18 protein-coding genes are annotated in these 23,944 nt (G+C 68.1%); 3 read left to right on the top strand and 15 right to left on the bottom strand.

The genetic code is table 11. The features are described from left to right. Positions 1-100: 100 nt before the first annotated feature. Positions 101-1,226, bottom strand: a protein-coding gene (prfB, locus tag AC1Q5B_RS12305; RefSeq protein ID WP_492631942.1) for a peptide chain release factor 2 whose coding sequence is annotated in 2 segments (ribosomal slippage) — positions 101-1,150 and positions 1,152-1,226 — 1,125 coding nt in all. Because the reading frame shifts where the segments join, the coding sequence is not laid out codon by codon here. Between the two features lie 258 nt (positions 1,227-1,484). Here prfB and AC1Q5B_RS12300 point away from each other — a divergent pair. Continuing rightward, on the top strand, positions 1,485-3,284 hold the full coding sequence (locus AC1Q5B_RS12300) for a GGDEF domain-containing protein (protein WP_492631941.1): 1,800 nt from the start codon (positions 1,485-1,487) through the stop codon (positions 3,282-3,284). On the opposite strand, the gene AC1Q5B_RS12295 is transcribed toward AC1Q5B_RS12300, so the two are convergent. Beyond that, on the bottom strand, positions 3,281-4,165 hold the full coding sequence (locus AC1Q5B_RS12295; RefSeq protein WP_492631940.1) for a LytTR family DNA-binding domain-containing protein: 885 nt from the start codon (positions 4,163-4,165) through the stop codon (positions 3,281-3,283). The two genes, AC1Q5B_RS12300 and AC1Q5B_RS12295, sit on opposite strands and share 4 nt — an antisense overlap. A gap of 153 nt (positions 4,166-4,318) precedes the next feature. Here AC1Q5B_RS12295 and AC1Q5B_RS12290 point away from each other — a divergent pair, with 153 nt between their 5' ends. Further along, positions 4,319-5,527 carry an acyltransferase family protein gene (locus AC1Q5B_RS12290; protein ID WP_492631939.1) on the top strand — a complete coding sequence of 403 codons (1,209 nt, stop codon included), beginning with the start codon at positions 4,319-4,321 and terminating at the stop codon, positions 5,525-5,527. A 7-nt stretch (positions 5,528-5,534) separates the two neighbouring features. Here the strand turns inward: AC1Q5B_RS12290 and recJ are convergent, their stop codons facing one another. From recJ to hrcA, 12 genes are all read right to left on the bottom strand, one after another. Then, positions 5,535-7,262: a single-stranded-DNA-specific exonuclease RecJ gene (gene recJ, locus AC1Q5B_RS12285; RefSeq protein WP_492631938.1), complete on the bottom strand. Its 1,728-nt coding sequence runs from the start codon at positions 7,260-7,262 to the stop codon at positions 5,535-5,537. Further along, positions 7,259-8,212, bottom strand: coding sequence for a phosphoglycerate mutase (locus AC1Q5B_RS12280; protein ID WP_492631937.1), 954 nt, complete (start codon positions 8,210-8,212; stop codon positions 7,259-7,261). The genes recJ and AC1Q5B_RS12280 overlap by 4 nt, the downstream gene beginning before the upstream one ends. A gap of 8 nt (positions 8,213-8,220) precedes the next feature. Next, a complete protein-coding gene (gene greA / locus AC1Q5B_RS12275; protein ID WP_492631936.1) occupies positions 8,221-8,685 on the bottom strand; it encodes a transcription elongation factor GreA in 465 nt (154 codons plus the stop codon). An 8-nt stretch (positions 8,686-8,693) separates the two neighbouring features. Next, positions 8,694-11,939 carry a carbamoyl-phosphate synthase large subunit gene (gene carB / locus AC1Q5B_RS12270; RefSeq protein ID WP_492631935.1) on the bottom strand — a complete coding sequence of 1,082 codons (3,246 nt, stop codon included), beginning with the start codon at positions 11,937-11,939 and terminating at the stop codon, positions 8,694-8,696. Between the two features lie 87 nt (positions 11,940-12,026). Next, complete coding sequence (carA, locus tag AC1Q5B_RS12265; protein WP_492631934.1) at positions 12,027-13,154, bottom strand: glutamine-hydrolyzing carbamoyl-phosphate synthase small subunit; 1,128 nt, start codon at positions 13,152-13,154, stop codon at positions 12,027-12,029. 221 nt (positions 13,155-13,375) lie between these two features. Next, the gene (gene dapB, locus AC1Q5B_RS12260) at positions 13,376-14,089 is read right to left on the bottom strand and encodes a 4-hydroxy-tetrahydrodipicolinate reductase (protein WP_492631933.1); all 714 of its coding nucleotides are present in this window, start codon (positions 14,087-14,089) and stop codon (positions 13,376-13,378) included. A 54-nt stretch (positions 14,090-14,143) separates the two neighbouring features. Then, positions 14,144-15,451 carry a sensor domain-containing phosphodiesterase gene (locus AC1Q5B_RS12255; RefSeq protein ID WP_492631932.1) on the bottom strand — a complete coding sequence of 436 codons (1,308 nt, stop codon included), beginning with the start codon at positions 15,449-15,451 and terminating at the stop codon, positions 14,144-14,146. Between the two features lie 138 nt (positions 15,452-15,589). Continuing rightward, entirely contained in the window at positions 15,590-16,693 is a 1,104-nt protein-coding gene (locus tag AC1Q5B_RS12250; RefSeq protein ID WP_492631931.1) for a prephenate dehydrogenase, read from the bottom strand. 54 nt (positions 16,694-16,747) lie between these two features. Then, positions 16,748-17,866, bottom strand: a complete 1,119-nt coding sequence (gene dnaJ, locus AC1Q5B_RS12245) for a molecular chaperone DnaJ (RefSeq protein WP_492631930.1) — start codon at positions 17,864-17,866, stop codon at positions 16,748-16,750. A gap of 94 nt (positions 17,867-17,960) precedes the next feature. Continuing rightward, positions 17,961-19,880: a molecular chaperone DnaK gene (gene dnaK, locus AC1Q5B_RS12240; protein WP_492631929.1), complete on the bottom strand. Its 1,920-nt coding sequence runs from the start codon at positions 19,878-19,880 to the stop codon at positions 17,961-17,963. Positions 19,881-19,989: 109 nt separating this feature from the next. Next, positions 19,990-20,511 carry a nucleotide exchange factor GrpE gene (grpE, locus tag AC1Q5B_RS12235; RefSeq protein WP_492631928.1) on the bottom strand — a complete coding sequence of 174 codons (522 nt, stop codon included), beginning with the start codon at positions 20,509-20,511 and terminating at the stop codon, positions 19,990-19,992. Positions 20,512-20,553: 42 nt separating this feature from the next. Beyond that, entirely contained in the window at positions 20,554-21,603 is a 1,050-nt protein-coding gene (gene hrcA / locus AC1Q5B_RS12230; RefSeq protein ID WP_492631927.1) for a heat-inducible transcriptional repressor HrcA, read from the bottom strand. 89 nt (positions 21,604-21,692) lie between these two features. On the opposite strand from hrcA, the gene recN reads away from it, so the two are divergent. After that, positions 21,693-23,360, top strand: a complete 1,668-nt coding sequence (gene recN, locus AC1Q5B_RS12225) for a DNA repair protein RecN (protein ID WP_492631926.1) — start codon at positions 21,693-21,695, stop codon at positions 23,358-23,360. A gap of 109 nt (positions 23,361-23,469) precedes the next feature. On the opposite strand, the gene fur is transcribed toward recN, so the two are convergent. Then, positions 23,470-23,874 (bottom strand): ferric iron uptake transcriptional regulator, encoded by a 405-nt coding sequence (fur, locus tag AC1Q5B_RS12220; protein ID WP_492631925.1) that lies wholly within the window; start codon positions 23,872-23,874, stop codon positions 23,470-23,472. Positions 23,875-23,944: the final 70 nt, after the last annotated feature.

Below are 23,944 nucleotides of genomic sequence, written 5' to 3'. Positions count from 1 at the left end.
AGGAATGAGTGGGGAGGGGTGAGAAGTGAGAGGAGCAGGAATGCGGGAGCGGAGTGCGGTTGGCGCTCACTCCTCGCTCCTCATCCACTCACTCCTGCTTTCAGGCGTCGATACGTTTGGCGCCGGCTTCCAGGCCGGACTTCAGGCTGGCTTCGACGAACTCGTCCAGGTCGCCGTCCAGCACCTTCTGGGTGTCCGAACGCTCCACGCCGGTGCGCAGGTCCTTGATGCGGCTCTGGTCCAGCACGTAGTTGCGGATCTGGCTGCCCCAGCCGATGTCGGACTTCGTGGCTTCCACCGCATCGCGTTCGGCATTGCGCTTCTGGATTTCCAGCTTGTACAGCTTGGCGGCCAGCATCTTCATCGCGTTGTCGCGGTTCTGGTGCTGGCTGCGGCCGGTCTGGCAGGCCACGACGATCCCGGTCGGCACGTGGGTGATGCGCACCGCCGACTCGGTCTTGTTGACGTGCTGGCCGCCGGCACCGGACGAGCGGTACACGTCGGTCTTCAGGTCGGCCGGATTGATGTCGATGTCGATGTTGTCGTCGACTTCCGGCGACACGAACACCGAGGTGAAGCTGGTGTGGCGGCGGTTGTCCGAGTCGAACGGCGACTTGCGCACCAGCCGGTGCACGCCGGTCTCGGTCTTCAGCCAGCCGTAGGCGAAGTCGCCTTCCACCCGCAGCGTGGCCGACTTGATGCCGGCGACATCGCCGCCGCTGGCTTCCATCAGTTCGGTCTTCCAGCCGCGCGACTCGCACCAGCGCAGGTACATGCGCAGCAGGATTTCGGCCCAGTCCTGCGCCTCGGTGCCGCCGGCGCCAGCCTGGATGTCGACGAAGGCGTTGGCGCTGTCCATCTTGCCGGAGAACATGCGCTGGAACTCCAGCTTGTCCACGCGCACGGCATAGCGCTCGACATCGGCCACCACGGCCTGCGCGGTGTCCTCGTCGTTCTCCATTTCCGCCAGTTCCAGCAGTTCGCCGGCGCCGGCCAGGCCCTCCTCGATCTCGCGGATGCCGTTGACCGTCTTGTCGAGCAGCGAACGCTCACGGCCGAGCTGCTGGGCGTACTCGGCGTTGTTCCAGATGTCCGGGCTTTCGAGCTCGCGGTTTACTTCTTCCAGGCGCTCGCGCTTGGCATCGTAGTCAAAGATACCCCCGGAGCGAGGCCAGCCTGTCCTGCAGGTCGGCGATGCGCTGGCGGATGGGGTTGAGCTCGATCATGGGTCGTGGGACGGGGATGGAATCGGTCGGCAAGGATACCAGAGGCGCGCGGGCCGCCGTGGCGCGCGCCTCCCGCATGGAACAGGACTTGCATCGCTGTCGGGGCGTCCTCCCGAGAGCCGTCCGCTCACGCCGACTCCCGCCGCTGCCCTGCCCCTTCCGCTGCTGCCATGGCTGCTCGGCCTCGCGCTGCTGCTTGGCCTGCCCTCCTCGCGCGCCCAGGGCGCGCAGCCGGCCGTCCATGACCGTGCCAGCGAAGTGAAGCGCTGCCTGCAGCTGCGCCGCGACGCGCCGCCCGTGGCGGTGGCGCTGGCCGAATCGCTGCTGCGCGAGCCGGACCTGGCGATCGAGGACGAAGTGAAGATCTTCAGCTGCCTTGGCATCGCGTCGGGGCTCGCGGGCGACAAGGCACGCGCCATGGAAGCCGGCACGCAGATGGAGCGGCGCGTGGAGGAACACCCGTCGCTGCCCGTGGAGTTCCGTGCGCGCGCCTACTCGCAGGCCGGGTCCATCTTCCACGGCGCCGGCCAGATCCACCGGGCCGAAGCGGCCTATCTGCGCGCGCAGGACCTGGCCGCCACGTTGCCGGCCGACGAAGCGGCCCTGTTCCAGGCCACCACGTTGACCAACATAGGCCTGATCCATGCGGACTACCTGGACTCGCCGGAGATCGCCGACGGCTACTACCGCAAGGCGCTGGCCGCCGCCGGTTCGGTCGGCCTGGAAGATCCGCTGATCCTGCACAACCACGCCCTCAACCTGGTCAGGCTGGGACGCACCGACGAAGCCATGGCGGTGATCGACGACGGCGAAGCGGTCGCCCAGCGCAAGCAGGCGCAGGCGGTGGCGGATCGCCTGCGTGCCGAGCGCGCGGGCCTGTGGATCGCGCAAGGCCGCCTCGCACAGGCCCGTCCGTTGCTCGATGCCGCCATCCAGGCTCAGGAAAACAGCGCCGACAAGCCGGGCCTGGCCGGCTCGCTGGCCAAGCGCTCGACGCTGCAGCGCCTCTCCGGCGACTACGCGGGCGCGCTGGCGACCGCCAGGCGCGCCTGGTCGAACGTGGATGGCGCCCCGCAGCCGCAGAAGCAGCGCGAAGTGCTTCGCGCCTGGATGGCCGCGCACGCCGCCCTCGGCCAGGCGGACGAAGCCCTGGGAGTCGGCGCACGCCTGCATGCGTTGGAGATGCAGACGCTGAAGGAGCAACGGCTGGAGCTGCTGGCCGACCTGCAGGCGCGCAGCGAGAGCGCCGCCGCACAGCGCGAGCTGGAAGCCATGCGCCACCAGGCGCAGATCCGCGTGCTCAGCGACGAGAAATCGACGCTGCAGCGCCGTGCCGGCGTCATCGTGCTGGTGCTGCTGGTGCTGGCGGGCGTGGGCTTCGGTCTGCTGCAGCGCCGGAAGAACCGGCAACTGCGCAAGGTCAGCGCCACCGACTCCCTGACCGGCCTGCGCAACCGGCGGGCGGCGACCGAAGCACTGAAGGCGTTGTCGCTGCAGCGTCCGGCCGCCGGCACGCGTCATGTGCTGTTCCTGATCGACATCGACCACTTCAAGAAGGTCAACGACGGCTTCGGCCATCACGCCGGCGACCAGGTATTGATCGCGCTGGCGCGCCGCCTGCGCGAGATCGGCCGCGCCGATGACGTCATCGCCCGCTGGGGCGGCGAAGAATTCCTGATGGCCTGTGCCGACCTGACCGAGGCGCAGGCCTGCACCGTCGCCGCGCGCCTGCATGGAGCGCTGTGCGAAGTACATGAGCTGGCGCCCCGCCAGCGCTGGCCGTTGACGGTATCGCTGGGTTACGCGCCGTTCCCGTTCTTCGACAACGCCGCCGGCGGCTGGGACTACGCCCTGCGGATGGCCGATCGCGCGCTGTACGCCGCAAAGGACCGCCGCAATGCCTGGGCCGGCCTGTGGGGGCGTGCGTTGCCCGCCGGCGTTACGTTGCAGGCGCTGCTGGAGGCCCCCGAAGAGGCGGTCCGCAATGGCGCAATCGAACTGGTCGCCAGCTACGCGGTCGAGCGCCTGCCGGAGGTTCCGGCGACGCGCGCAGCCTAGGGCGCGTCCACGCCGGTGCGCTGGCGCAGTTCCTGCCGGTAACGACGGCTGCAGGGCAACGCGCTGCCGTCCCTCAGGTGCACGCGCGCGTCACCGGTGTCCAGCGGCTCGATGGACGCCACCTGTTCCAGGCTGACGATGTAGCTGCGGTGGATGCGGACGAACCGGCGAGGATCCAGGCGCGCCTCGATGCCCGCGATGGTGCTGCGCAACGGATAGTCGTGGCCACGGACGCGCAGATTGACGTAGTTGCCGGCGGCCTGCATCCACTCGATGTCGTTCGCGGCCACCAGGAATTCCCGCCCGAGCTTGCGGATGAGGAAGCGCTCCGGCCTGTCCACGGACTCCAGCGGCGGACCTTCGTCCGGTTCGGTGAGCAGGCTGGCTTCACCCTGCCAGCGGCGGAGCAGAAGGCGGTAGGCCTCCATGGTCAGCACGATATAGGCGAAGCTGCGGACGTCCTTCAGGTACTCGTAGAACAGCTCGCGTGGCCACGGCCCGAAATCGTAGGTCATGCCCTGGGTACGGTAGGCCAGCATCCGCAACGCGACCATGCCGACCACGTGCACGAGGCAGACGACGACGCTCGCCGCCGCATAACGCGCCATCTGCCGACGCCATTCGCCCCACTGGAAAGGATACCGGCGGGTGAACCACGCCATCGCCGGCAGCACGACCAGCAGCCACATGACCGCGCTGCTGGCCTCCCATACGGCAGGCTCCCAGGACTGCACGCCCGACTCTCCCCGCCGGAGGTCCATCAGCGTGGTGATGCTGTTGGCGATGCAGTTGGCCCCGATCAGCGCTACCCAGAAGCCGATTTCGACCCAGTGCCGCCAAGGCAGGTAGCGTTCGTAGGTCAGCGGGGCCTGTTCGTTCATGTACGCATTCTAGCCGTCGCTCCGCGCACGACCGTCCGCGATTCGTCCCTCGTCGACCCCCATCGGCCCCTGAGTGACCACCATGCATCCCTTCGCGATGGCCTCCGGGCTGCCGACCCGCGACCCTGAGCCTCCGCCACGCAGGAGACAAGCATGCAACGCCGTCATGATCTGGACTGGGTCCGTGTCTGCGCCTTCGGGCTGCTGGTGCTGTACCACGTCGGCATGTATTACGTGACCTGGGACTGGCACGTGAAGAGTCCGGCCGCGAACGATGCGCTGGAGCCTTTCATGATGCTCAGCTCGCCGTGGCGGTTGTCGTTGCTGTTCCTGGTGTCCGGCGCGGCCACCGCCTTCCTGCTCGGCAAGGCGCAGCGGACCGCGGAGACGACGGGAACACCCCTGCGGTTCCTCGGCGGCCGCTCGTGGCGGCTGCTGGTGCCCCTGATCTTCGGCATGCTGGTGATCGTGCCCCCGCAGGCCTACTACGAAGTGGTGGAACAACTGCCGGGCGGCTATCACGAGGGGTATCTGGCGTTCTATGCGCGCTACCTGACCGCCTACGACGGCTTCTGCGACGCGGATGGCTGCCTCACGGTCCCGACCTGGAACCACCTCTGGTTCGTCGCCTACCTGTGGGTCTACACCGTGGCCCTGTGGCTGCTGTGGCGACTGGCGCCGCGCGTACTCGACGCCAGCCGCAACCGGCTCGCCACACTGCTGTCCGGCCTGGGCGTGCTGGTCTGGCCGTTCCTGTTCCTGGGTCTGGCCCGGGTGCTGCTGGTCGGCCGCTTCGAGCAGACCCATGCGCTGGTCGACGACTGGTACAACCACGCCCAGTACTTCGCCGTGTTCCTGTTCGGCTTTCTCGTCGCGCGCGCCGAGGGGGTATGGCAGGCGATCGACCGGCTGCGTTGGCCGGCCCTGCTGATCTGGCTCGCCAGCTGGGCGGGACTGATCGCCTACTTCACCCACTTTGCCGATAGCGATCCGCCGGACGCGCTGCGCATGGCGATGCGCCTGGCGTGGGCCCTGAACCAGTGGTGCGCGATCCTCGCCGTGCTCGGCTTCGCGTACCACTGGCGACCCGGCGACAGCCGCGCGCTGCGCTATCTGGTGCCGGCGGTCTTCCCGGTCTACATCCTCCACCAGACCGTCATCGTCGTGGTGGCGCACCACCTGAAGCCGCTGGCGATTCCGCCTCCGATCGAGGGCTCACTGCTCGTCGCGATTACGCTGGCCGCCTGCTTCGCCGGGTATGAGGCCGTCCGACGGGTGCGCTGGCTGCGACCCCTGTTCGGACTGAAGGGCAAGGAAGGCGCGGCATCCGGTCACCCGCCGTTGGCGAGCGAACCGCGCTGACGCGCGCTCAGTCCGCGGCCTGCCAATGGCGCAGCAGCAACTGGATGCCGCGACGGTCGCGCCAGTCGTCGGTATCCAGTTGGTAGGCGGCATGGATGCGTACAGGCGGCGGCGCGTCGTGCCAGCCGTTGAACTGGATGGCGCTCAGCGGCGTGGCGTGGCCCGTGGTACGGAGCGAAAACTTCAGGTGCTTCTCGCCGACCACGCGCCAGTCCAGCACGTCGAACACGCCGTCGAACACCGGCTCGGGGAAGCCCTGACCCCACGGCCCGGCGCCACGCAGCACGTCGGCGTGCGCACGGTCGAGCTCACCGGAAGCCAGTTCGCCATCGCTCAGCACTTCCTCGCGCAGCAGATCCTCGTCGAGCATCGCCTCCGCGTGCCGATGGAAGGCCGCACGGAACTGCGGCAGCGCGCACTCCTCCAGCGACAGGCCTGCGGCCATGGCGTGGCCGCCGAAGCGCTGGATGAGACCCGGATGCAGGGTATCGATCGCCGCCAGCGCATCGCGGATGTGGAAGCCCGGGATCGATCGCGCCGACCCGCGCAGCACCGAGCTGCCGGGTTCGGCCGGCGCGAACGCGATCACCGGCCGGTGCAGTCGCTCCTTGATCTTGGACGCGACCAGGCCAACCACGCCGGGATGCCATTCGGGATCGAACAGACAGGGCGCGAGCGGCACTGGAGCGCCCGCTCCGGTCTCGATGCGGGCAAGCGCGACGTGCGCCTCATCGACCATCTGCTGCTGCACGCCGCGCCGTTCGGCATTGATGCCGTCCAGCACGCGGGCCATCTCCTCGGCCTGGGTGGCGTCGTCGGTCAGCAGGCAGGCGATGCCGAGCGCCATGTCCTCCAGACGTCCGGCGGCATTGAGACGCGGTGCGACGGCGAAGCCGATGTCGGCGGCCGTCAGGCGCGCGCCGTCGCGCCCCGCCACGCGGATCAGCGCCTGCAGGCCGGCGCATCCCTGCCCCGCGCGCAAGCGGCGCAAGCCGGCGCCGACGAGGGCGCGGTTGTTCGCGTCCAACGGCACCAGGTCGGCGACAGTGCCGACGGCGACCAGGTCCAGCAGCGTGGACAGGTCGGGTTCTGGAGCCACCACCGCACCGCGTTCGCGCAGCACGCGGCGCAGTGCGAGCAGCACGTAGAACATCACGCCGACGCCGGCCAGCATCTTGCTGGGGAACGGATCGCCGCGCAGGTTCGGATTGACGATCACATCCGCCGGGGGCAACTGGTCGCCGGGCAGGTGGTGGTCGGTGACCAGGACCTGCCAGCCGCGCGCCTTCGCCGCCGCGATGCCGGCATGGCAGGCGATGCCGTGGTCCACCGTCACCAGCAGATCCGGTTGCAGCGCAGCGAGTTCGTCCACCAGCGACGGCGACAGGCCGTAGCCGTGGACCATGCGGTTGGGGACCGCCGGCGTGACCCGGCGGGCGCCCAGCAGGCACAGCCCACGCACGCCCACCGCGCAGGCGGTGGCGCCGTCGCAGTCGAAGTCGCCGACGATGACGATATGCCGGTCCTGCGCGATCGCATCGGCGAGCAGTGCGGTGGCGGCATCCAGCCCACCCAGCGAATCGGGAGGCAACAGGTGCGCGAGCCGCGGCTGTGCCTGGTCGATCGACAGCGCGCCGCGCGCCTCGTAGATGCGGCGCAGCAGCGGCGGCACGTTGTCCGGCCATTGCCCGTTCGCGGCGATGGCGCGGCGGCGGATCCGCGGTGACGACATCATGCCGGGACGTGGTCCGGGCGCACCGTATCCAGTCGTTGCAGGGGCGCGCGCCACAGGCGCCAGCGCTGTTCACGACGAAGGGAGAACAGCGCGCCGTCTTCGAAATCGAGGTTCAGCGCGTCGAGCTCGCGCTTGCGCAACGCTTCGAGCAAGGGACGCAGCGCGTCGCTGCCCAGCAGATCCAGGTTGCGCAGGTGGCGCAGGTCGATCAGCGCATCCACGCCGCCTTCGCCATTGGCATGCCCGGCCTCGACGCCGGCGACCTGGGCCAGCGACTGCAACAGCACGTCGTTGCCCTTCACCTGGCGGAAGCCGGTGCGTACGGCGTCCGGCAGCACGCCACCACCCCAGAACCACAGCGAGTTCACCGGCGGCTTGCCCTGCATCGCGCGCTGCGCGTTCCACGGATGGTTGTGCAGCAGCACCTGCGCCTCGCTGAGCAGGGCACGCCAGCGCCGACCCACATCGCCTTCGGGAAGATGGGCGAACAGATCGTCGCCCAGCACCTCGCTGGCAGGCGCGAATGCGGGCAACTTCGCCTCCACGGGAAGGCGCAGGTACCAGCGCGACGGGTTAGGCGCATCGATCAACATGCCGGCATCGCCGAACAGCGGCTTCAAGACCGGCAGCAGCTGCGCCGTGTCCTCATCGGTGAGCGCGAGCGCTTCGCCATAGGCCAGCATGCGGGCACCAGTCATGTCGGGCGATACGCGCGCCGGATCGGCGCGCAGCCAGGTGGCGCCGGCGGCGTCACGCGCATCGTGTTGCCGCGTCAGCGCGGCGACCGACCAATGGTCGGGTACCAGCTGGAACTGGCGCCGCAGCTGGGCTCGCTCGCCGGCGTCGCCCTGGCTGCGATCGGCGCGCCCGAGCGCCTTCGCGATATCGGGCGGCAGCACCTGCCCGACGAGGCGGGTGCGTGCGGGCAGCAGCAGCGTGGCCTGGGCCATCAGGGCCGTCAGTCGGCGTAAGAGACGCTGACGATTTCGTACTCGCGCTGGCCGGCTGGCGCATCGATGGTGACGCTGTCGCCCTCGTGCTTGCCGATCAGGGCACGGGCCAGCGGCGAGGAGATCGCGATCAGTCCGAGCTTGATGTCGGCCTCCAGGTCGCCGACGACCTGATAGCGCTTCTCTTCGTCGGTATCCACGTCGGCCAGCACCACCTTGGCGCCGAACACGATGCGCGAACCGGCATTTAGCTTGCTGACGTCGATGATCTCCGAATGCGACAGCTCGCCTTCCAGCTGCTTGATGCGGCCTTCGATGAAGCCCTGCTGCTCGCGCGCGGCGTGGTACTCGGCGTTTTCCTTGAGGTCGCCGTGCGCACGCGCTTCGGCGATGGCGGCGATCACTTCCGGACGCTTGACCGTCTTCAGCAGGTCCAGTTCCTGGCGCAGGCGCTGCGCGCCTTGCATGGTCAATGGGGCTCTCACCCTTGAAGCTCCTTGTGCAGTTCCTGCAACGCCAGCACCGGGCCCGTGCCGCGGTATTCCAGCGAATGCACCAGCGCCTTGGCGCCGGCGACGGTGGTTGAATAGGTGACGCGGTGCTGCAGGGCCTCGCGCCGGATCGAGAAGGAGTCGGCGATCGCCTGGCGTCCTTCCGTGGTGTTGACGATATACACGATTTCGCCGTTCTTGATCAGGTCGACGACGTGCGGACGGCCTTCCAGCACCTTGTTGATCTGTTCGCAGGCGATGCCGTGCTCGCCCAGCCATGCGGCCGTGCCCGCCGTGGCCACGATGCTGTAGCCGCGGCCGACCAGTTCCTGGGCCACCGGCAGCACGCGCTTCTTGTCCGGGTCGCGCACCGAGATGAATACCTTGCCCACCGGCGGCGCCTTGATGCCGCCGGCCTCCTGCGCACGCGCCATCGCCGCGCCGAAGCTGCGGCCCACCCCCATCACCTCGCCGGTGGAGCGCATCTCCGGGCCGAGGATCGGATCCACGCCCTGGAACTTCGCGAACGGGAAGATCGCTTCCTTGACCGAGTAGTAGTCCGGCACGATCTCCTTCGTCGCGCCCTGCCCGGCCAGCGTCTTGCCGGCCATGCAGCGGGCCGCGATCTTGGCCAGCGGCATGCCGGTGGCCTTGGACACGAACGGCACGGTACGCGACGCGCGCGGATTCACTTCCAGCAGGTAGACGATGTCGTCGCTGCCGTCCTCGCTCGCCTGGATGGCGAACTGGGTGTTCATCAGACCGACGACCTTCAGCGCCTTGGCCAGCTCGACCACCTGGCGGCGCAGCTCGTCCTGCGTCTTCGCCGACAGCGAGTACGGCGGCAGCGAACACGAGGAGTCGCCGGAATGCACGCCCGCTTCCTCGATGTGTTCCATCACGCCGCCGATCAGGACGTTCCCCTCGGCGTCGGCGATGATGTCGACGTCCACTTCCACCGCATTGTCCAGGAAGCGGTCCAGCAGCACCGGCGAATCGTTGGAGACCTTGACCGCATCGCGCACGTAGCGCGCCAGGTCGGATTCGCCGTACACGATCTCCATCGCCCGGCCGCCCAGCACGTAGGACGGACGCACGACCAGCGGATAGCCGATCTCGCGCGCCAGCAGCAGCGCTTCCTGGTCGTTGCGGGCGATGCGGTTCGGCGGCTGCTTCAGACCCAGCGAATCGACCAGCTGCTGGAAGCGCTCGCGGTCTTCGGCCAGGTCGATGGAGTCCGGGCTGGTACCGATCACCGGCACGCCATTGGCTTCCAGCGCACGTGCCAGCTTCAGCGGCGTCTGGCCGCCGTATTGCACGATGACGCCCTTCGGCTGCTCCAGTTCGACGATCTCCAGCACGTCTTCCAGCGTCAGCGGCTCGAAGTACAGGCGGTCGGAGGTGTCGTAGTCGGTGGAGACGGTTTCCGGGTTGCAGTTGACCATGATGGTCTCGAACCCGTCCTCGCGCAACGCCAGCGCGGCGTGCACGCAGCAGTAGTCGAACTCGATGCCCTGGCCGATGCGGTTGGGACCGCCGCCGAGGATCATGATCTTCTCGCGGCCGGTCGGCTGCGCCTCGCATTCGTCCTCGTACGTCGAGTACAGATAGGCGGTGCTGGTGGCGAACTCGGCCGCGCAGGAGTCCACGCGCTTGTAGACCGGCTTCACGCCGAGCGCCTTGCGCAGCACGCGCACCGCGGTTTCGTTGGTGTTCGCCAGCTGCGCCAGGCGCGCGTCGGAGAAGCCCATGCGCTTCAGGCGGCGCATGCGCGCCTTGTCGAGCGAGCCCATACCGTCGGCGGCGAGTTGCTGCTCGGCGGCGATGATCTCTTCCATCTGGTCGAGGAACCACGGATCGATGAACGACAGCGCATGCACCTGCTCGACCGTCATGCCGGCGCGGAACGCATCGGCGACGTAGAACAGGCGCTCCGGACCCGGCGCCTTCAGCTCGCGGCGCAGCGTGGCCAGGTCGTCTTCATCGGCCAGGTCCAGGCCGGTCGGATCGAGTCCGACCTTGCCGGTCTCGAGGCCGCGCAGCGCCTTCTGCAGCGATTCCTGGAAGGTGCGGCCCATCGCCATCACCTCGCCCACCGACTTCATCTGTGTAGTCAGGCGCGCATCGGCCTGCGGGAACTTCTCGAACGCGAAACGCGGGATCTTGGTGACCACGTAGTCGATCGCCGGCTCGAACGAGGCCGGCGTCAGGCCGCCGGTGATCTCGTTCTTCAGTTCGTCCAGCGTATAGCCGACCGCCAGCTTGGCCGCGACCTTGGCGATCGGGAAGCCGGTGGCCTTCGACGCCAGCGCGGACGAGCGCGACACGCGCGGGTTCATCTCGATGACGACGACGCGGCCGGTCTGCGCATTGATGCCGAACTGCACGTTCGAACCGCCGGTATCCACGCCGATCTTGCGCAGCACCGCGATGGAGGCGTCACGCAGGCGCTGGTACTCCTTGTCGGTCAGGGTCTGCGCCGGTGCCACGGTGATGCTGTCGCCGGTGTGCACGCCCATCGGATCAAGGTTCTCGATCGAGCAGACGATGATGCAGTTGTCCGCGGTGTCGCGGACCACTTCCATCTCGAACTCCTTCCAGCCCAGCACCGACTCTTCCACCAGCACTTCGGTGGTCGGCGACAGTTCCAGGCCGCGCGTCACGATGTCGACCAGTTCCTCGCGGTTGTAGGCGATGCCACCGCCGCTACCGCCCAAGGTGAAGCTGGGGCGGATGATGGTGGGATAGCCGACACGGGTCTGGATCTCCAGCGCTTCCTCCAGCGTATGGGCGACCGCGGCCTTCGGGCATTCCAGGCCGATTTCGCCCATCGCCACGCGGAACAGCTCGCGATCCTCGGCCATGCGGATGGCCTCGCGCTTGGCGCCGATCAGCTCGACGCCGTACTTCTCCAGCACGCCGTGGTCGGCCAGGTCGAGCGCGCAGTTCAGTGCGGTCTGCCCGCCCATCGTCGGCAACAGCGCATCGGGCTTTTCCTTGGCGATGATCTTCTCGACCGTCTGCCAGTTGATCGGCTCGATGTATACCGCGTCCGCCATGTCCGGGTCGGTCATGATGGTCGCGGGATTGCTGTTGACCAGCACCACCCGGTACCCCTCTTCGCGCAACGCCTTGCAGGCCTGCGCGCCGGAGTAGTCGAACTCGCAGGCCTGGCCGATGACGATCGGGCCTGCGCCGATGATCAGGATGGTTTTTAGGTCGTTACGCTTGGGCATGCTGTCCTCGGTCTGCTGCTTGGCCGACGCGCGCGACGCGCAGCGGAAGGCCGGTATTCGGGTGGGGCGGTGTCGTCGCGCGCTGTCTCAGCGCGCGGCTTCCATCGAAGCGACGAACCGGTCGAACAGGGGCGCCACATCGTGCGGACCCGGTGACGCCTCCGGATGTCCCTGGAACGAGAACGCCGGCGCGTCGGTCAGCTCGATGCCCTGGTTGGTGCCATCGAACAGCGAGCGGTGGATCACGCGTACGTTGGCCGGCAGCGAGGCCTCGTCCACGGCGAAGCCATGGTTCTGCGAGGTGATCATGACGCGGCCGGTGTCGATGTCCTGCACCGGATGGTTCGCGCCGTGGTGGCCGTGGCCCATCTTCATGGTCTGCGCGCCGGCGGCGAGCGCCAGCAGCTGGTGGCCCAGGCAGATGCCGAAGGTCGGGACCTTCTTCGCAATGAACTCGCGGATGGCGTCGATCGCGTAGTCGCACGGCGCGGGATCGCCCGGGCCGTTGGAGAGGAACACGCCATCCGGCTGCAGCGCCAGCGCGTCGGCGGCGCTGGTCTGCGCGGGCACGACGGTGACGTCGCAGCCGCGCTCGGCCAGCATGCGCAGGATGTTGTGCTTCACGCCGAAGTCGTACGCCACGACCTTGAACTTGGCAGGCGCCTGCACGAAAGCATTGCGGTCCAGGTCGAGCTGTCCATCGCGCCATGCATAAGACGTGCCGGTGGTGACCACCTTGGCCAGGTCCATGCCCTTCAGGCCGGGGAACTTGCGCGCCGCTTCCAGCGCCTTGTCGACATCGAGGCCGTCGCCGGCCATCAGCGCGCCGTTCTGGGCGCCGCGCTCGCGCAGGATGCGGGTGAGCTTGCGGGTATCGATGCCGGCGATGGCGACGATGCCGCGCGTGGACAGCCACTCCGGCAGGGCCTGCTGGTTGCGCCAGCTGCTCGGGCGGCGCGGCACGTCGCGCACGATCAGGCCGGCGCACCAGACCTGGGCGGCTTCGTCGTCCTGCCCGGTGCAGCCGGTGTTGCCGATATGGGGATAGGTCAGGGTGACCAGTTGGCGGGCGTACGACGGGTCGGTCAGGATTTCCTGGTAGCCGGTCATCGCGGTGTTGAACACCACTTCGCCGACCGAAAGGCCGTCTGCGCCTACGGATTCGCCCTCGAATACGGTGCCGTCTTCGAGTACGAGAATTGCGGGTCGAGTCACGGGGTTCGCCTTGGGGTGAAGGAACCCTGTCCCACCGGCTTGCGGCTGCAAGAAACCGCGAACGCGGCATTGATCCGGTCCGTAGCGATGGGTAACAGGCGAGCGGGAATTGTACGGAAACGGCCTGTTCAGCGCCACCGTTTTTTTCCTCGCCAGACCATTGGCAGACCGCTGGCGGCGCGTGTTCAGGTTTCGGCGCGACATCGCGCGCCCTCGTGCCTTCAGTCCAGCAGGTCGCGCACCCGGTAGTCGCCGGCGGGCCGGTCGACGAGTTTCCGCGCCACATGCAGGGCGCCGCGGGCGAACACATCGCGATGCGTCGCACGGTGGACCAGTTCGACGCGCTCGCCGAGACCGGTGAACTGCACCGTGTGCTCGCCGACGATGTCGCCTGCACGCAGGCTGGCGTAGTGCACCTGCGCGCCCGCACCGGCCGCCGCCTGCCCCAGGGTCAGGGCGGTGCCGGACGGCGCATCCTTCTTGTGCACGTGGTGCGATTCGACGACATCGATGTCCCAGCCCGGCAGCGCCGATGCCGCACGCTCCACCAGTTCCGCGAGCACGGCGACGCCCAGGCTGAAGTTCGTCGCCCACACCAGCGGGATGCGGGTGGCCGCCTGCGCCAGTGCCGTCGTCTGGCCCTCCGAAATGCCGGTGGTCCCCGACACCAGAGGAACGCCGCGCTCGACACACAACGCGAGGATCGGGTCGAAGCCGTCCGGCAGGCTGAAATCGATGGCGACATCGAACGCCGGCACGCCCGCCAGTTCAGTGGCGGCGAAGCACGGCACGCCATCCACCACGCGCGGCGACGGTGTACGGCGCGTCACCGCCGCAACGACCCGGTAACGCTCGGGCTGTTCGGCCGCGAGACGGAGCAACGCCTGGCCCATGCGGCCGGACGCACCATGGATGAGGAGACGGAGAGCGTTCATGGCCGCATGGTAGCCGCCGGCCAGCAGCCGCGCGACTGTCGGACCCCGCCCTGCTCAGGAGACCTGCGGTTTGCCCAGGTAGTACCCCTGCGCGAACGGCACGCCGAGCGCTTTGAGCGTCTGCAACTGCGCTTCGGTTTCGACTCCTTCGGCAACCAGTTCGGCATGCGTGCCACGGGCGAACGTCAGCAGCGCCGCGATCAGCGCCTGCATGCGGGGACGGTGGTCGACCTCGCGCACCAGCGTGCAGTCGAGCTTGATGATGTCGGGCGCCAACCGCAGCACGTGGCGCAGGCTGGCGAAGCCGGCGCCGGTGTCGTCCACCGCGATGCGCACGCCCAGCGCCTGCAGCGCGGAAAGGCACGCGTTGAGCTGGCCGTAGTCCTCGACGGCATTGTGCTCGGTGATTTCCAGGACCAGCCGATGGGGCGCGTGGCCCGCCAGCAGGGGCGGCAACGCGCCGCTGCACGCCGTCTCGGGCGAGACATTGAGCGCCAGGTAAGCGTTCTCCGGCACATGGCGCAGCTGCGCGAGTCCGGCTTCCAGGGCCGCCAGTTCCAGCGGCACGCTCATGCCATGCCGGGCCGCATCTTCGAACCAGCGGGCGGTCGACAGGTCGTATTCCACCGGGAAGCGGGCCAGCGCCTCGTAACCCACGATGGCGCCATCGGCGAGCCGCACGACCGGCTGCAGCGCAGCGGTCACGCTGGCGCCGCGCAACACTTCCTCGATGCGTGCACGCACGTCGCTCGAGCTTTGGCGGTCGCGCTCCCCATGGCCCTTGCGCGTCTCCAGCGCCGCGCGCATCTGCGCATGCTCGATGGCCTTGTACAGGCTGGCGGCGACCAGCGTGCTGAGCTGCTCCAGCGTGCGGCAGTCGGTGTCCTGGTAGGCGGAAGGAAACGTCGAGACGACTTTGAGCACGCCGACGGCCTGGTTGCGGAAGTTGAGGGGCGCCACCAGCATCGAACGCAGGCCGACGTTGCGGCAGGCTTCGCGGTTGACGCGCGGGTCGGTCTCGCTGTCGTCGCAGCGCATCACCCGACCTTCGCTGATGCAGCGCCCCGACAGGCTGCCCTGCACGGGCAACGCCAGGCCGACCTGGTTGCGGGCGATACCGCTGGCCGACCAGTAGCGCATCGTGTCGCCATCGCGGATTTCGAGCACGGCGCCCGACGAACGGGTCAATTCCTGCGCACGATGGGTGATCGCGTCGACGACATCCTGCGGGTCCGGTCCCGCCGCCGCGATCTCGCTCTGCGCCGCCACGATCTTCGTCAATAGCGCCACCGCATCCTCGTCGGCCACCGCAGGTAGCTGCCGCGCCGAGGAAAGCGAAACCAGTCTGTTGTCGCGAGTCATCTCCCGTCACTCCTTGCGGACGATGAGGGATGCGGATCATGCGTGCACCCCGGTGACCGGATGCTAGGCCGCTCATCTCACACTTGTCGAGTAAACGGGTTTACGTGCTGGCCGCTTGTCCAGAATCGCTTACCAACATCAGTCGAGGGGACGGCCAAGCCCCTGTTCGACGATGTCGAGGACCGCCTTCTGGAGGGCGGCAGGATCGGCGTCATCGAACCCGATCCGGAAGTGGACCTCGCCGTCGGGCGTGCGCGAGGAGTGGATCGACGACAGGCTCACTGCGTGCCGTTCGAAGACATGCAGCAAGGCACGCAGCGCGCCAGGACGATCGTCCGGCAGATGCACGCTCAGCGAGCGCCCCGCCGCGAGATCGGCGAGCAGGTAGCCGATCCGTTCGTAGCCGTAGTTGCCGTCGGCCAGTGCGGCCGTTCCCATGGCCTCGCGGTTATCGCGCAGGAATTCCTGGCGGAATGCCGCACGCGCCGTATCGCTACCCTCTCCCACCAGCGTCGCCATCCGGCTGATCTGCTCGCCCAGCGCGTGGAGGATCTCGCCCGCGTGGGGATTGCCGAACTGGATGTCTTCGTAGATTGCCGGATTCAACGACAGGATGCGCGCGATGATGGCGGCGTCCATCTCGAAGGACGCGGACCGGAACGGCATCACCGCCGCGAGATCGCCCACGTGACCCGCCTGCCCCCTCATCACACCCGCCTGCGCCAGATGCGTCGCATGGACCATGGCCTGCACCAGCGCCATCACCCGATCGTGCTGGCCGGGCGAGGCGTGCACGCACTCGGCTTCCAGCGCGGCGAGGAAGCCCTCCAGCCAGCCGCGCCAGCGGTCCAGGCGCGCCTCGCACACCACCATCACCCGGCCCTTTAGGGTCGGCGCCTTGGGTGGCGCGGTCATCGGATGCAGGCCGACGACCTCTGCGCGTGAGCGCAGCATCGCCGCCACCGGCAGCGACTTGATCGACGTGACGTCCAGCCACAGCCTGCCGGCGTCGCGTTCATCCGCCAGCGCGACGTAGTGCTCGATCAGCGCCACGGTGTGGCGGATCGGCGCGGAAAACACCAGCACATCGGCGCGACGCACCAGTTCCGACGCGTCGACGGACGAGGCGTCGGCCGGATCGTGGCCAATGACCTCCAGGCCCATCCGCTCACGGAAGAATCGCTGCAGCCAGCGGCCATAGGCGCCGGCGCTGCCGACGATACCGATCAGGGGTCCGGACACGAAGAGGGCTCCACGAAGGAGCCCTATTCTAGAAGCATGCTCGGCTGGTCGGCCTCAGGACGTCATGCGGTCCCAGAATCCCTTGACCCCGTCGAGGAAGGTCGCCGACTTCGGCGAATGCTTGCGCGCTTCCTCGCCGCTGAAGGTCGCCTCGAACTTCTCCAGCAACTCGCGCTGCTCGGCCGTGAGGTTGACCGGCGTCTCCACCACCACGCGGCAGTACAGGTCGCCTTCGCTGCGGCTGCGCACGGATTTCACGCCCTTGCCGCGCAGGCGGAACAGCTTGCCCGTCTGCGTTTCGGCCGGAATGCGGATCTCGGCTTCGCCTTTCAGCGTCGGTACGCGCACGGTGTCGCCCAGTGCGGCCTGCGAGATGCGGATCGGCACCTCGCAGTGCAGGTCGTCGCCGTCGCGCTGGAAGATATCGTGCTCGCGCACGCGAACTTCCACGTACAGGTCGCCCGGCGGCGTGCCCGGCGGGCCGGCTTCGCCTTCGCCGGTCAGGCGGATGCGATCGCCGTTGTCCACGCCGGCCGGAATCTTGACCGACAGGACCTTCTCTTCTTCCACGCGGCCCGCGCCATGGCACTCGGCGCACGGATTCTTGATGGTCTGGCCGCGACCGCCGCAGGTCGGGCAGGCCTGCTGCATCGCGAAGATGCCACGCTGCATGCGCACGTTGCCGCGACCGCCGCAGGTACCGCACGTATCGACCTTGCCGTCCGCCGAACCAGAGCCCTTGCAGGGCTCGCAGGCCACCAGCGACGGAATCTCGATGCGCTTCTCGATGCCGGCGACCGCTTCTTCCAGGTCCAGCTCCATCACATAGCCGACATCGGCGCCGCGGCGGGCCGCGCGTGCACCGCCGCCACCGAAAATGTTGCCGAAGATGTCCCCGAAGATGTCGCCCATGTCCGGGCCGCCCGGACCGCCTCCGCCCATTCCGTGCTCGAAGGCAGCATGGCCGTGCGCGTCGTAGGTACGGCGCTTGGCGCCGTCCGACAGGACTTCGTAGGCTTCCTTGCATTCCTTGAAGGCCGCCTCCGCCGCCGCGTCGCCCGGATTGCGGTCCGGGTGATGCTTCATCGCGCAGCGGCGATACGCCTTCTTCAGATCTTCATCGCTGGCGTCCCGGGCCACGCCCAGGACTTCGTAGTAATCGCGCTTGCTCATGTGTCGTCAGGCTGGTCTCGCAGGGTCGCCGGATGGCAAAACGGGAGGCCGTGGCAGGCCACGTCTCCCGTTCGCCGCATCCCGTGGGCCGGGATTACTTCTTGTCGTCCTTTACTTCGGTGAACTCGGCATCGACCACGTCGTCGGCAGGCGCCGACGCGCCGCCGGGCTGGCCGGCACCGGCCTGGTCGGTCGCGGCCGCCGCTGCGTACAGCGCCTGGCCCGCCTCTTCCAGCACCTTGGCCTTGGCTTCGATCTGCGCCTTGTCGTCGCCCTTCATCGCGGTCTCCAGGTCGGCCAGCGCCGCCTCGACCTTGCCGATCACGTCGCCCGAAACCTTGCTGCCGTGCTCGGTGATGGCGCTGCGGGTGGCATGGATCAGGCCGTCGGCATGGTTGCGGGCCTGCACCAGTTCCTGGAACTTCTTGTCTTCCTCGCGGTGCGCTTCGGCGTCGGCGACCATGCGCGCGATCTCGTCCTCGGACAGGCCGGAGCTGCCCTTGATCTCGATGCGCTGCTCCTTGTTGGTCTTCTTGTCCTTGGCCGTCACGTGGATGATGCCGTTGGCATCGATATCGAAGCTCACCTCGATCTGCGGCATGCCGCGCGGCGCGGCTTCGATACCCGACAGGTCGAACTTGCCCAGCGACTTGTTGAAGCGCGCCTGGTCGCGTTCGCCCTGCAGCACATGGACGGTGACCGCCGTCTGGTTGTCCTCGTAGGTCGAGAACGTCTGCGAGGCCTTGGTCGGGACCGTGGTGTTCTTCTCGATGATCTTGGTGAACACGCCACCCGCCGTCTCGATGCCCAGCGACAGCGGGGTCACGTCGAGCAGCAGCACGTCCTTGACGTCGCCGGCCAGCACGCCGCCCTGGATCGCGGCGCCGAGGGCGACGGCCTCATCCGGATTGACGTCCTTGCGCGGCTCCTTGCCGAAGAACTCGGCCACCGCCTGCTGCACCTTCGGCATGCGGGTCTGGCCACCGACCAGGATGACCTCGCCGATGTCGCTGGCGCGCAGGCCGGCATCGTTCAGCGCGATGCGGCACGGCTCGATGGTCTTCTTCACCAGGTCTTCGACCAGCGCTTCCAGCTTGGCGCGGGTCAGCTTGATGTTGAGGTGCTTCGGGCCCGACGCATCGGCCGTCACGTACGGCAGGTTCACTTCGGTCTGCTGCGAGCTGGACAACTCGATCTTGGCGCGCTCCGCCGCATCCTTCAGGCGCTGCAGCGCCAGCGGATCCTTGCGCAGGTCGATGCCCTGGTCCTTCTGGAACTCCTCGACGAGATAATCGATGACGCGCTTGTCGAAGTCTTCGCCGCCCAGGAAGGTGTCGCCGTTGGTCGCCAGCACTTCGAACTGCTTCTCGCCGTCGACGTTGGCGATCTCGATGATCGACACGTCGAACGTACCGCCGCCCAGGTCGTAGACGACGATCTTGCGGTCGGCACCGCCTTCACCCTTGTCCAGGCCGTAGGCCAGCGCGGCGGCAGTGGGCTCGTTGATGATGCGCTTGACGTCCAGGCCGGCGATCTTGCCCGCGTCCTTGGTCGCCTGGCGCTGGCTGTCGTTGAAGTAGGCCGGCACGGTGATGACGGCTTCGGTGACGGTCTCGCCGAGGAAGGCTTCGGCCGTCTTCTTCATCTTTTCCAGGATGCGCGCGGAGATCTCCTGCGCCGACAGCTTCTTGCCGTCGCTGGTCTGCACCCAGGCGTCGCCGTTCTCATGCGCGATGATGTCGTACGGGACCAGGTCCAGGTCCTTCTTCACTTCCGCATCGGTGAACTTGCGGCCGATCAGGCGCTTCACCGCGTAGAAGGTGTTCTTCGGATTGGTCACGGCCTGGCGCTTGGCCGAGGCGCCAACCAGCACTTCACCGTCCTTCGTGTAAGCCACAATGGAGGGCGTGGTGCGGTCGCCTTCCGAGTTTTCGATGACGCGGGCCTTGCCGCCGTCCATGATCGCCACGCACGAGTTCGTCGTGCCCAGGTCGATGCCGATGATCTTGCCCATGATGGATCTCGCTCCCTAGCAAATGCTGATGTTGGACCCGGCGGTCAGCCGGGCGATGGTCCCGATATAGGGGTGCGATGGCGCCGTTCAAGCGCCTTCGCCGAGGCGTTCAGTCGTGCTTCGCGACCACGACCAGGGCGGGCCGCAACAGGCGTCCGTTGAGCACGTAGCCCTTCTGGAATACCTGCACCACGCTGCCGGGTTCGGCGCCGGGCGCGTCGGCCTGGCTGATGGCCTGGTGGTGCTCGGGGTTGAACGCTTCGCCGGCCGGATCGAGGAGGCTCAGCCCGTTGTCGCCGGCCACCTTGAGCAACTGCTTGAACGTCAGCTCCAGGCCGTCCTTGAGGGGGCTGGGCTCCGTGCCCGCGGCGGCCAGGCCGGCATCCAGGCTGTCGAACACCGGCAGCAGGTCGCCCAGCAGGCGCTCGTTGGCGAACCTGCGGGCCTGCTCGATGTCGCGGGCGACGCGCTTGCGCTGGTTCTCCAGGTCCGCGCGCTCCAGCAGCGTGGTCGCGCGCAGCTGGTCCAGCTCGTTGCGCAGCGTTTCCAGTTCGGCCAGCAGGGCGGCATCGGTGTCGGAAGCCTCGGGCGACGGGCCCGGGGGAAGGTCGTGTTCGTGCTGTTCGTTCATTTCGGTTCCCTGGCGGCAGGTCCAGCCGCCCAACCCGGGAACCTATGGGGCCGTGGATTCGGGATTCAAGGCCGCGCCCAGCACATCGGCCGCCGCCTGCACCACCGGAATGACGCGGTCATAGGCCATCCGCGTGGGGCCGATCACGCCCAGCACCCCCAGCACCTGCCCGCCCGCCATGTAAGGCGCGGTCACCACCGACACGCCATCGTGCGGCGCCAGCCCGGTGTCTTCGCCGATGAAGATGCGCACGCCGGGCGCGCGGATCGTCCGCTCCAGCAGTTGCAGGATCTCGCGTTTGCGGGCGAAGGCTTCGAACAGATCGCGCAACCGTTCGAGGTCCGACAGCTCCTGCACGCCCATCAGCCGGGTCTGTCCGGCCAGCACCACATCGTCGCCCGGCGGCGTCAGCGCCTGTTCGGCCAGCTCGATGGATTCGGCCAGCAGCCCTTCCATCTCCGTCTGCGCCCGGCGCAGGTCGCGCAGCAGGTTGGTCCGGATCTCGGACAGCGGACGGCCGGCGAACTGGGTGTTCAGGTAGTTGGCGATGCGCTCCAGTTCGGAGCGCTCGTAGGGGCGCCGCGTCTCGATGACCCGGTTCTGCACGTCGTTGTCGGCGAACACCAGGATGGCCATCACCCGCTGGCCGTCCAGCGGCACGAAGTCGATGTAGCGGAAGGCGAACTGCTCGCGCCGGGGCACGCTGACCACGCCGACGAAATGGGTCATCGCCGACAGCAGCTCGGAGGCGTTCCCCAGCAAAGCCTGGGTGCCGGCGCCGGCCGACAGCTCGGCGCGCAGCCTGGCGACTTCGCCGTCGCCCAGCGACTTCACCTGCACCAGGCTGTCGACGAACACCCGGTAGCCCTGCGCGGTCGGGATGCGGCCGGCGGAGGTATGCGGCGAGCTCAACAGCCCGACCTCTTCCAGTTCGGACAGGATGTTGCGGATGGTCGCCGGACTGACTTCCAGCCCGGCGTGCCGGGCCAGGGTCTGAGACCCCACCGGTTCGCCGTCACGGATGTACCGCGAGATCAGCGTGCGCAGCAGTTGGCGGGCGCGCGGATCCAGCGGGGGGGATGGCGAGTTCATGCCTGCTAGATAACGTCGTGTCCGGACCTTTGCAAGCCGGCCCTGCCGGTGTCTCAGTCGGTGAGCCGGCTCCGCTTACAATCCGCCGCATGCTCAGACATCTCGCCCTGAAGGATTTCGCGGTCGTCCGCGCTGCCGAACTGGAATTCGGCGACGGCATGACCGTCATTTCCGGTGAAACCGGTGCCGGCAAGTCGCTGCTGGTGGACGCGCTCGGCTTCCTGTCCGGCCTGCGCGCGGACAGTGGCGTCGTCCGTCACGGCGCCGAGCGCGCCGAACTGTCCGCCGAATTCGCCGCCGCCCCCGGATCGCCGGCGCAGGCCTGGCTGGCGGACAACGAACTGGACGACGACGGCCAATGCCAGCTGCGCCGGGTGATCCGCGCCGACGGTGGCTCGCGCGCCTGGATCAATGGACGCAGTGTCACGCTGTCGCAGCTGACCGACCTGGCCGGCCGTCTGGTCGAAATCCACGGTCAGCACGAGCACCAGGCCCTGCTCGCCCGCAACAGCCAACTGGACCTGCTCGACGCGTTCGCCCGCAACGACCGCGAGCGCAGCGCGGTACGCGAGGCCGCCCGCCGCTGGACGGCACTGCTGCGCGAACGCGACCAGCTGTCAGGCCAGGGCGATGTCTCCGACAGGATCAATTACCTGGAACACCAATTGGCGGAACTGCAGCGCGAAGATCTGGCGCCGGCCGCGCTCGAAGCGCTGGTGGCCAGCCACCGCCGGCAGGCCCATGCCGCCAGCCTGATCCAGGCCTGCGATGCCGCGCTGGGCGAACTGGCCGGCGACGACACCCCTTCGCTGACGCGGCAGCTGCAGCAGGTCCGCGTCGACCTCACTCGCCAGGCCGAGCACGAGCCGCGCCTGCGCGACGTGGACGCGCTGCTGGACGGCGCTTCGATCCAGATCGAGGAAGCGCTCTCCCTGCTGGGCCAGGTCCGCGACGATCTCGATGGCGAGCCGCTGCAGTTCGATGCGCTGGAACGAAAGCTCGCCCGCGTGCACGACCTCGCGCGCAAGCACCGGGTGCCGCTGGAGGGCCTGCAGGAGCAGCATGACCGCCTCGCGGCCGAACTGGACGCGTTGCGCGGCGCCGGCGAACGGCTGCTCCTGCTCAATGGCGAGATCAACCGCGCCAGGGAACAGTGGCGCAATGCCGCTGCCGCGCTGACGCGCACGCGCCAGCGCGCCGCGAAGACGCTGGGCGACACCACTACGGCGCTGATCGCCGAGTTGGGCATGGGCGGCGGCCGGTTCGACATCGCACTGGAGGCGCAGGACGGCGAACGTCCCGATCCTGCAGGTGCCGAACGCGTCGAATTCCTGGTCTCCGCCAACGCCGGCCAACCTCCGCGCGCCCTGCGCAAGGTCGCCTCGGGCGGCGAACTGGCTCGCATCTCGCTGGCCATCGAAGTCGCCGCGCTCGGCCTGGATGCCGTGCCGACCATGATCTTCGACGAGGTGGACACCGGCATCGGCGGCGCCGTGGCCGAGATCGTCGGCCAGAAACTGCGCGCGCTGGGCGCGCAGCGGCAGGTCCTCTGCGTCACCCATCTGCCGCAGGTCGCGGCACAGGGCCATGCCCATTACCGGGTCAGCAAGGCCCCGGTGGACGGCATGACGCAGAGTGCAGTCGAAAAGCTCGGGGCGAAGCAACGCGAGGAAGAGCTCGCCCGCATGCTGGGCGGCGTGGAAGTCAGCAAGGAAGCGCATGCGGCGGCCAAGCGGCTGCTGGCCAACGCGGTCTGAAGCCAGAAGCACCCTGCCTGTGGGAGCGACGTAAGTCGCGAAGGGACATCGCCGACCCTGTCTCGCGACTTACGTCGCTCCCACACTTATGACCACGGATCTCCGGCTGTCAGCGCTTTTTGCGCACGTAGAGCACCAGCGAGTGCTCTTCCAGCTCATACCCGTGTTTGGCGGCGATCTCGCGTTGAAGCTTCTCGATCTCGGCGCTTTCGAACTCGATGATCTTGCCGGTGTCCACATCGACCATGTGATCGTGGTGGCCACCGCGATCGAGTTCGTAGACGGCCTGGCCGCCTTCGAAGTTGTGCTTCAGCACCAGGCCCGCCGCCTCGAACTGTGTCAGCACGCGGTACACCGTGGCCAGACCAATCTCGTCGCCATGGTCCAGCAACTGCCGGTAAATGTCTTCCGCGCTGAAATGGTGCTGGTGGTTCTTCTGTTCCAGCAATTCCAGGATGCGCATGCGCGGGTGGGTGACCTTGAGGCCGACTTTGCGAAGGTCCTGCGATTCCATGGCGTCTCCGTTCACTCTCGGTTTAGCGCCAGCTGCCTGAAGCGCGGTTGCGGCGGTCTGCGGGAGTGTA

The sequence above is a fragment of the Pseudoxanthomonas sp. GW835-FHT14C01 genome, assembly GCF_058793715.1.
Note: the sequence above shows the minus strand (reverse complement) of the source record. Positions and strands in the feature narration are given on the sequence as shown.

Excerpts from the sequence above, each read along its gene's own strand:
- AC1Q5B_RS12295 (WP_492631940.1), bottom strand. The coding sequence starts at position 4,165 with ATGAACGAACAGGCCCCGCTGACCTACGAACGCTACCTGCCTTGGCGG.
- AC1Q5B_RS12290 (WP_492631939.1), top strand. The coding sequence starts at position 4,319 with ATGCAACGCCGTCATGATCTGGACTGGGTCCGTGTCTGCGCCTTCGGG.
- recJ (WP_492631938.1), bottom strand. The coding sequence starts at position 7,262 with ATGATGTCGTCACCGCGGATCCGCCGCCGCGCCATCGCCGCGAACGGG.
- AC1Q5B_RS12280 (WP_492631937.1), bottom strand. The coding sequence starts at position 8,212 with ATGGCCCAGGCCACGCTGCTGCTGCCCGCACGCACCCGCCTCGTCGGG.
- carB (WP_492631935.1), bottom strand. The coding sequence starts at position 11,939 with ATGCCCAAGCGTAACGACCTAAAAACCATCCTGATCATCGGCGCAGGC.
- dapB (WP_492631933.1), bottom strand. The coding sequence starts at position 14,089 with ATGAACGCTCTCCGTCTCCTCATCCATGGTGCGTCCGGCCGCATGGGC.
- AC1Q5B_RS12255 (WP_492631932.1), bottom strand. The coding sequence starts at position 15,451 with ATGACTCGCGACAACAGACTGGTTTCGCTTTCCTCGGCGCGGCAGCTA.
- dnaJ (WP_492631930.1), bottom strand. The coding sequence starts at position 17,866 with ATGAGCAAGCGCGATTACTACGAAGTCCTGGGCGTGGCCCGGGACGCC.
- dnaK (WP_492631929.1), bottom strand. The coding sequence starts at position 19,880 with ATGGGCAAGATCATCGGCATCGACCTGGGCACGACGAACTCGTGCGTG.
- grpE (WP_492631928.1), bottom strand. The coding sequence starts at position 20,511 with ATGAACGAACAGCACGAACACGACCTTCCCCCGGGCCCGTCGCCCGAG.
- hrcA (WP_492631927.1), bottom strand. The coding sequence starts at position 21,603 with ATGAACTCGCCATCCCCCCCGCTGGATCCGCGCGCCCGCCAACTGCTG.
- recN (WP_492631926.1), top strand. The coding sequence starts at position 21,693 with ATGCTCAGACATCTCGCCCTGAAGGATTTCGCGGTCGTCCGCGCTGCC.
- fur (WP_492631925.1), bottom strand. The coding sequence starts at position 23,874 with ATGGAATCGCAGGACCTTCGCAAAGTCGGCCTCAAGGTCACCCACCCG.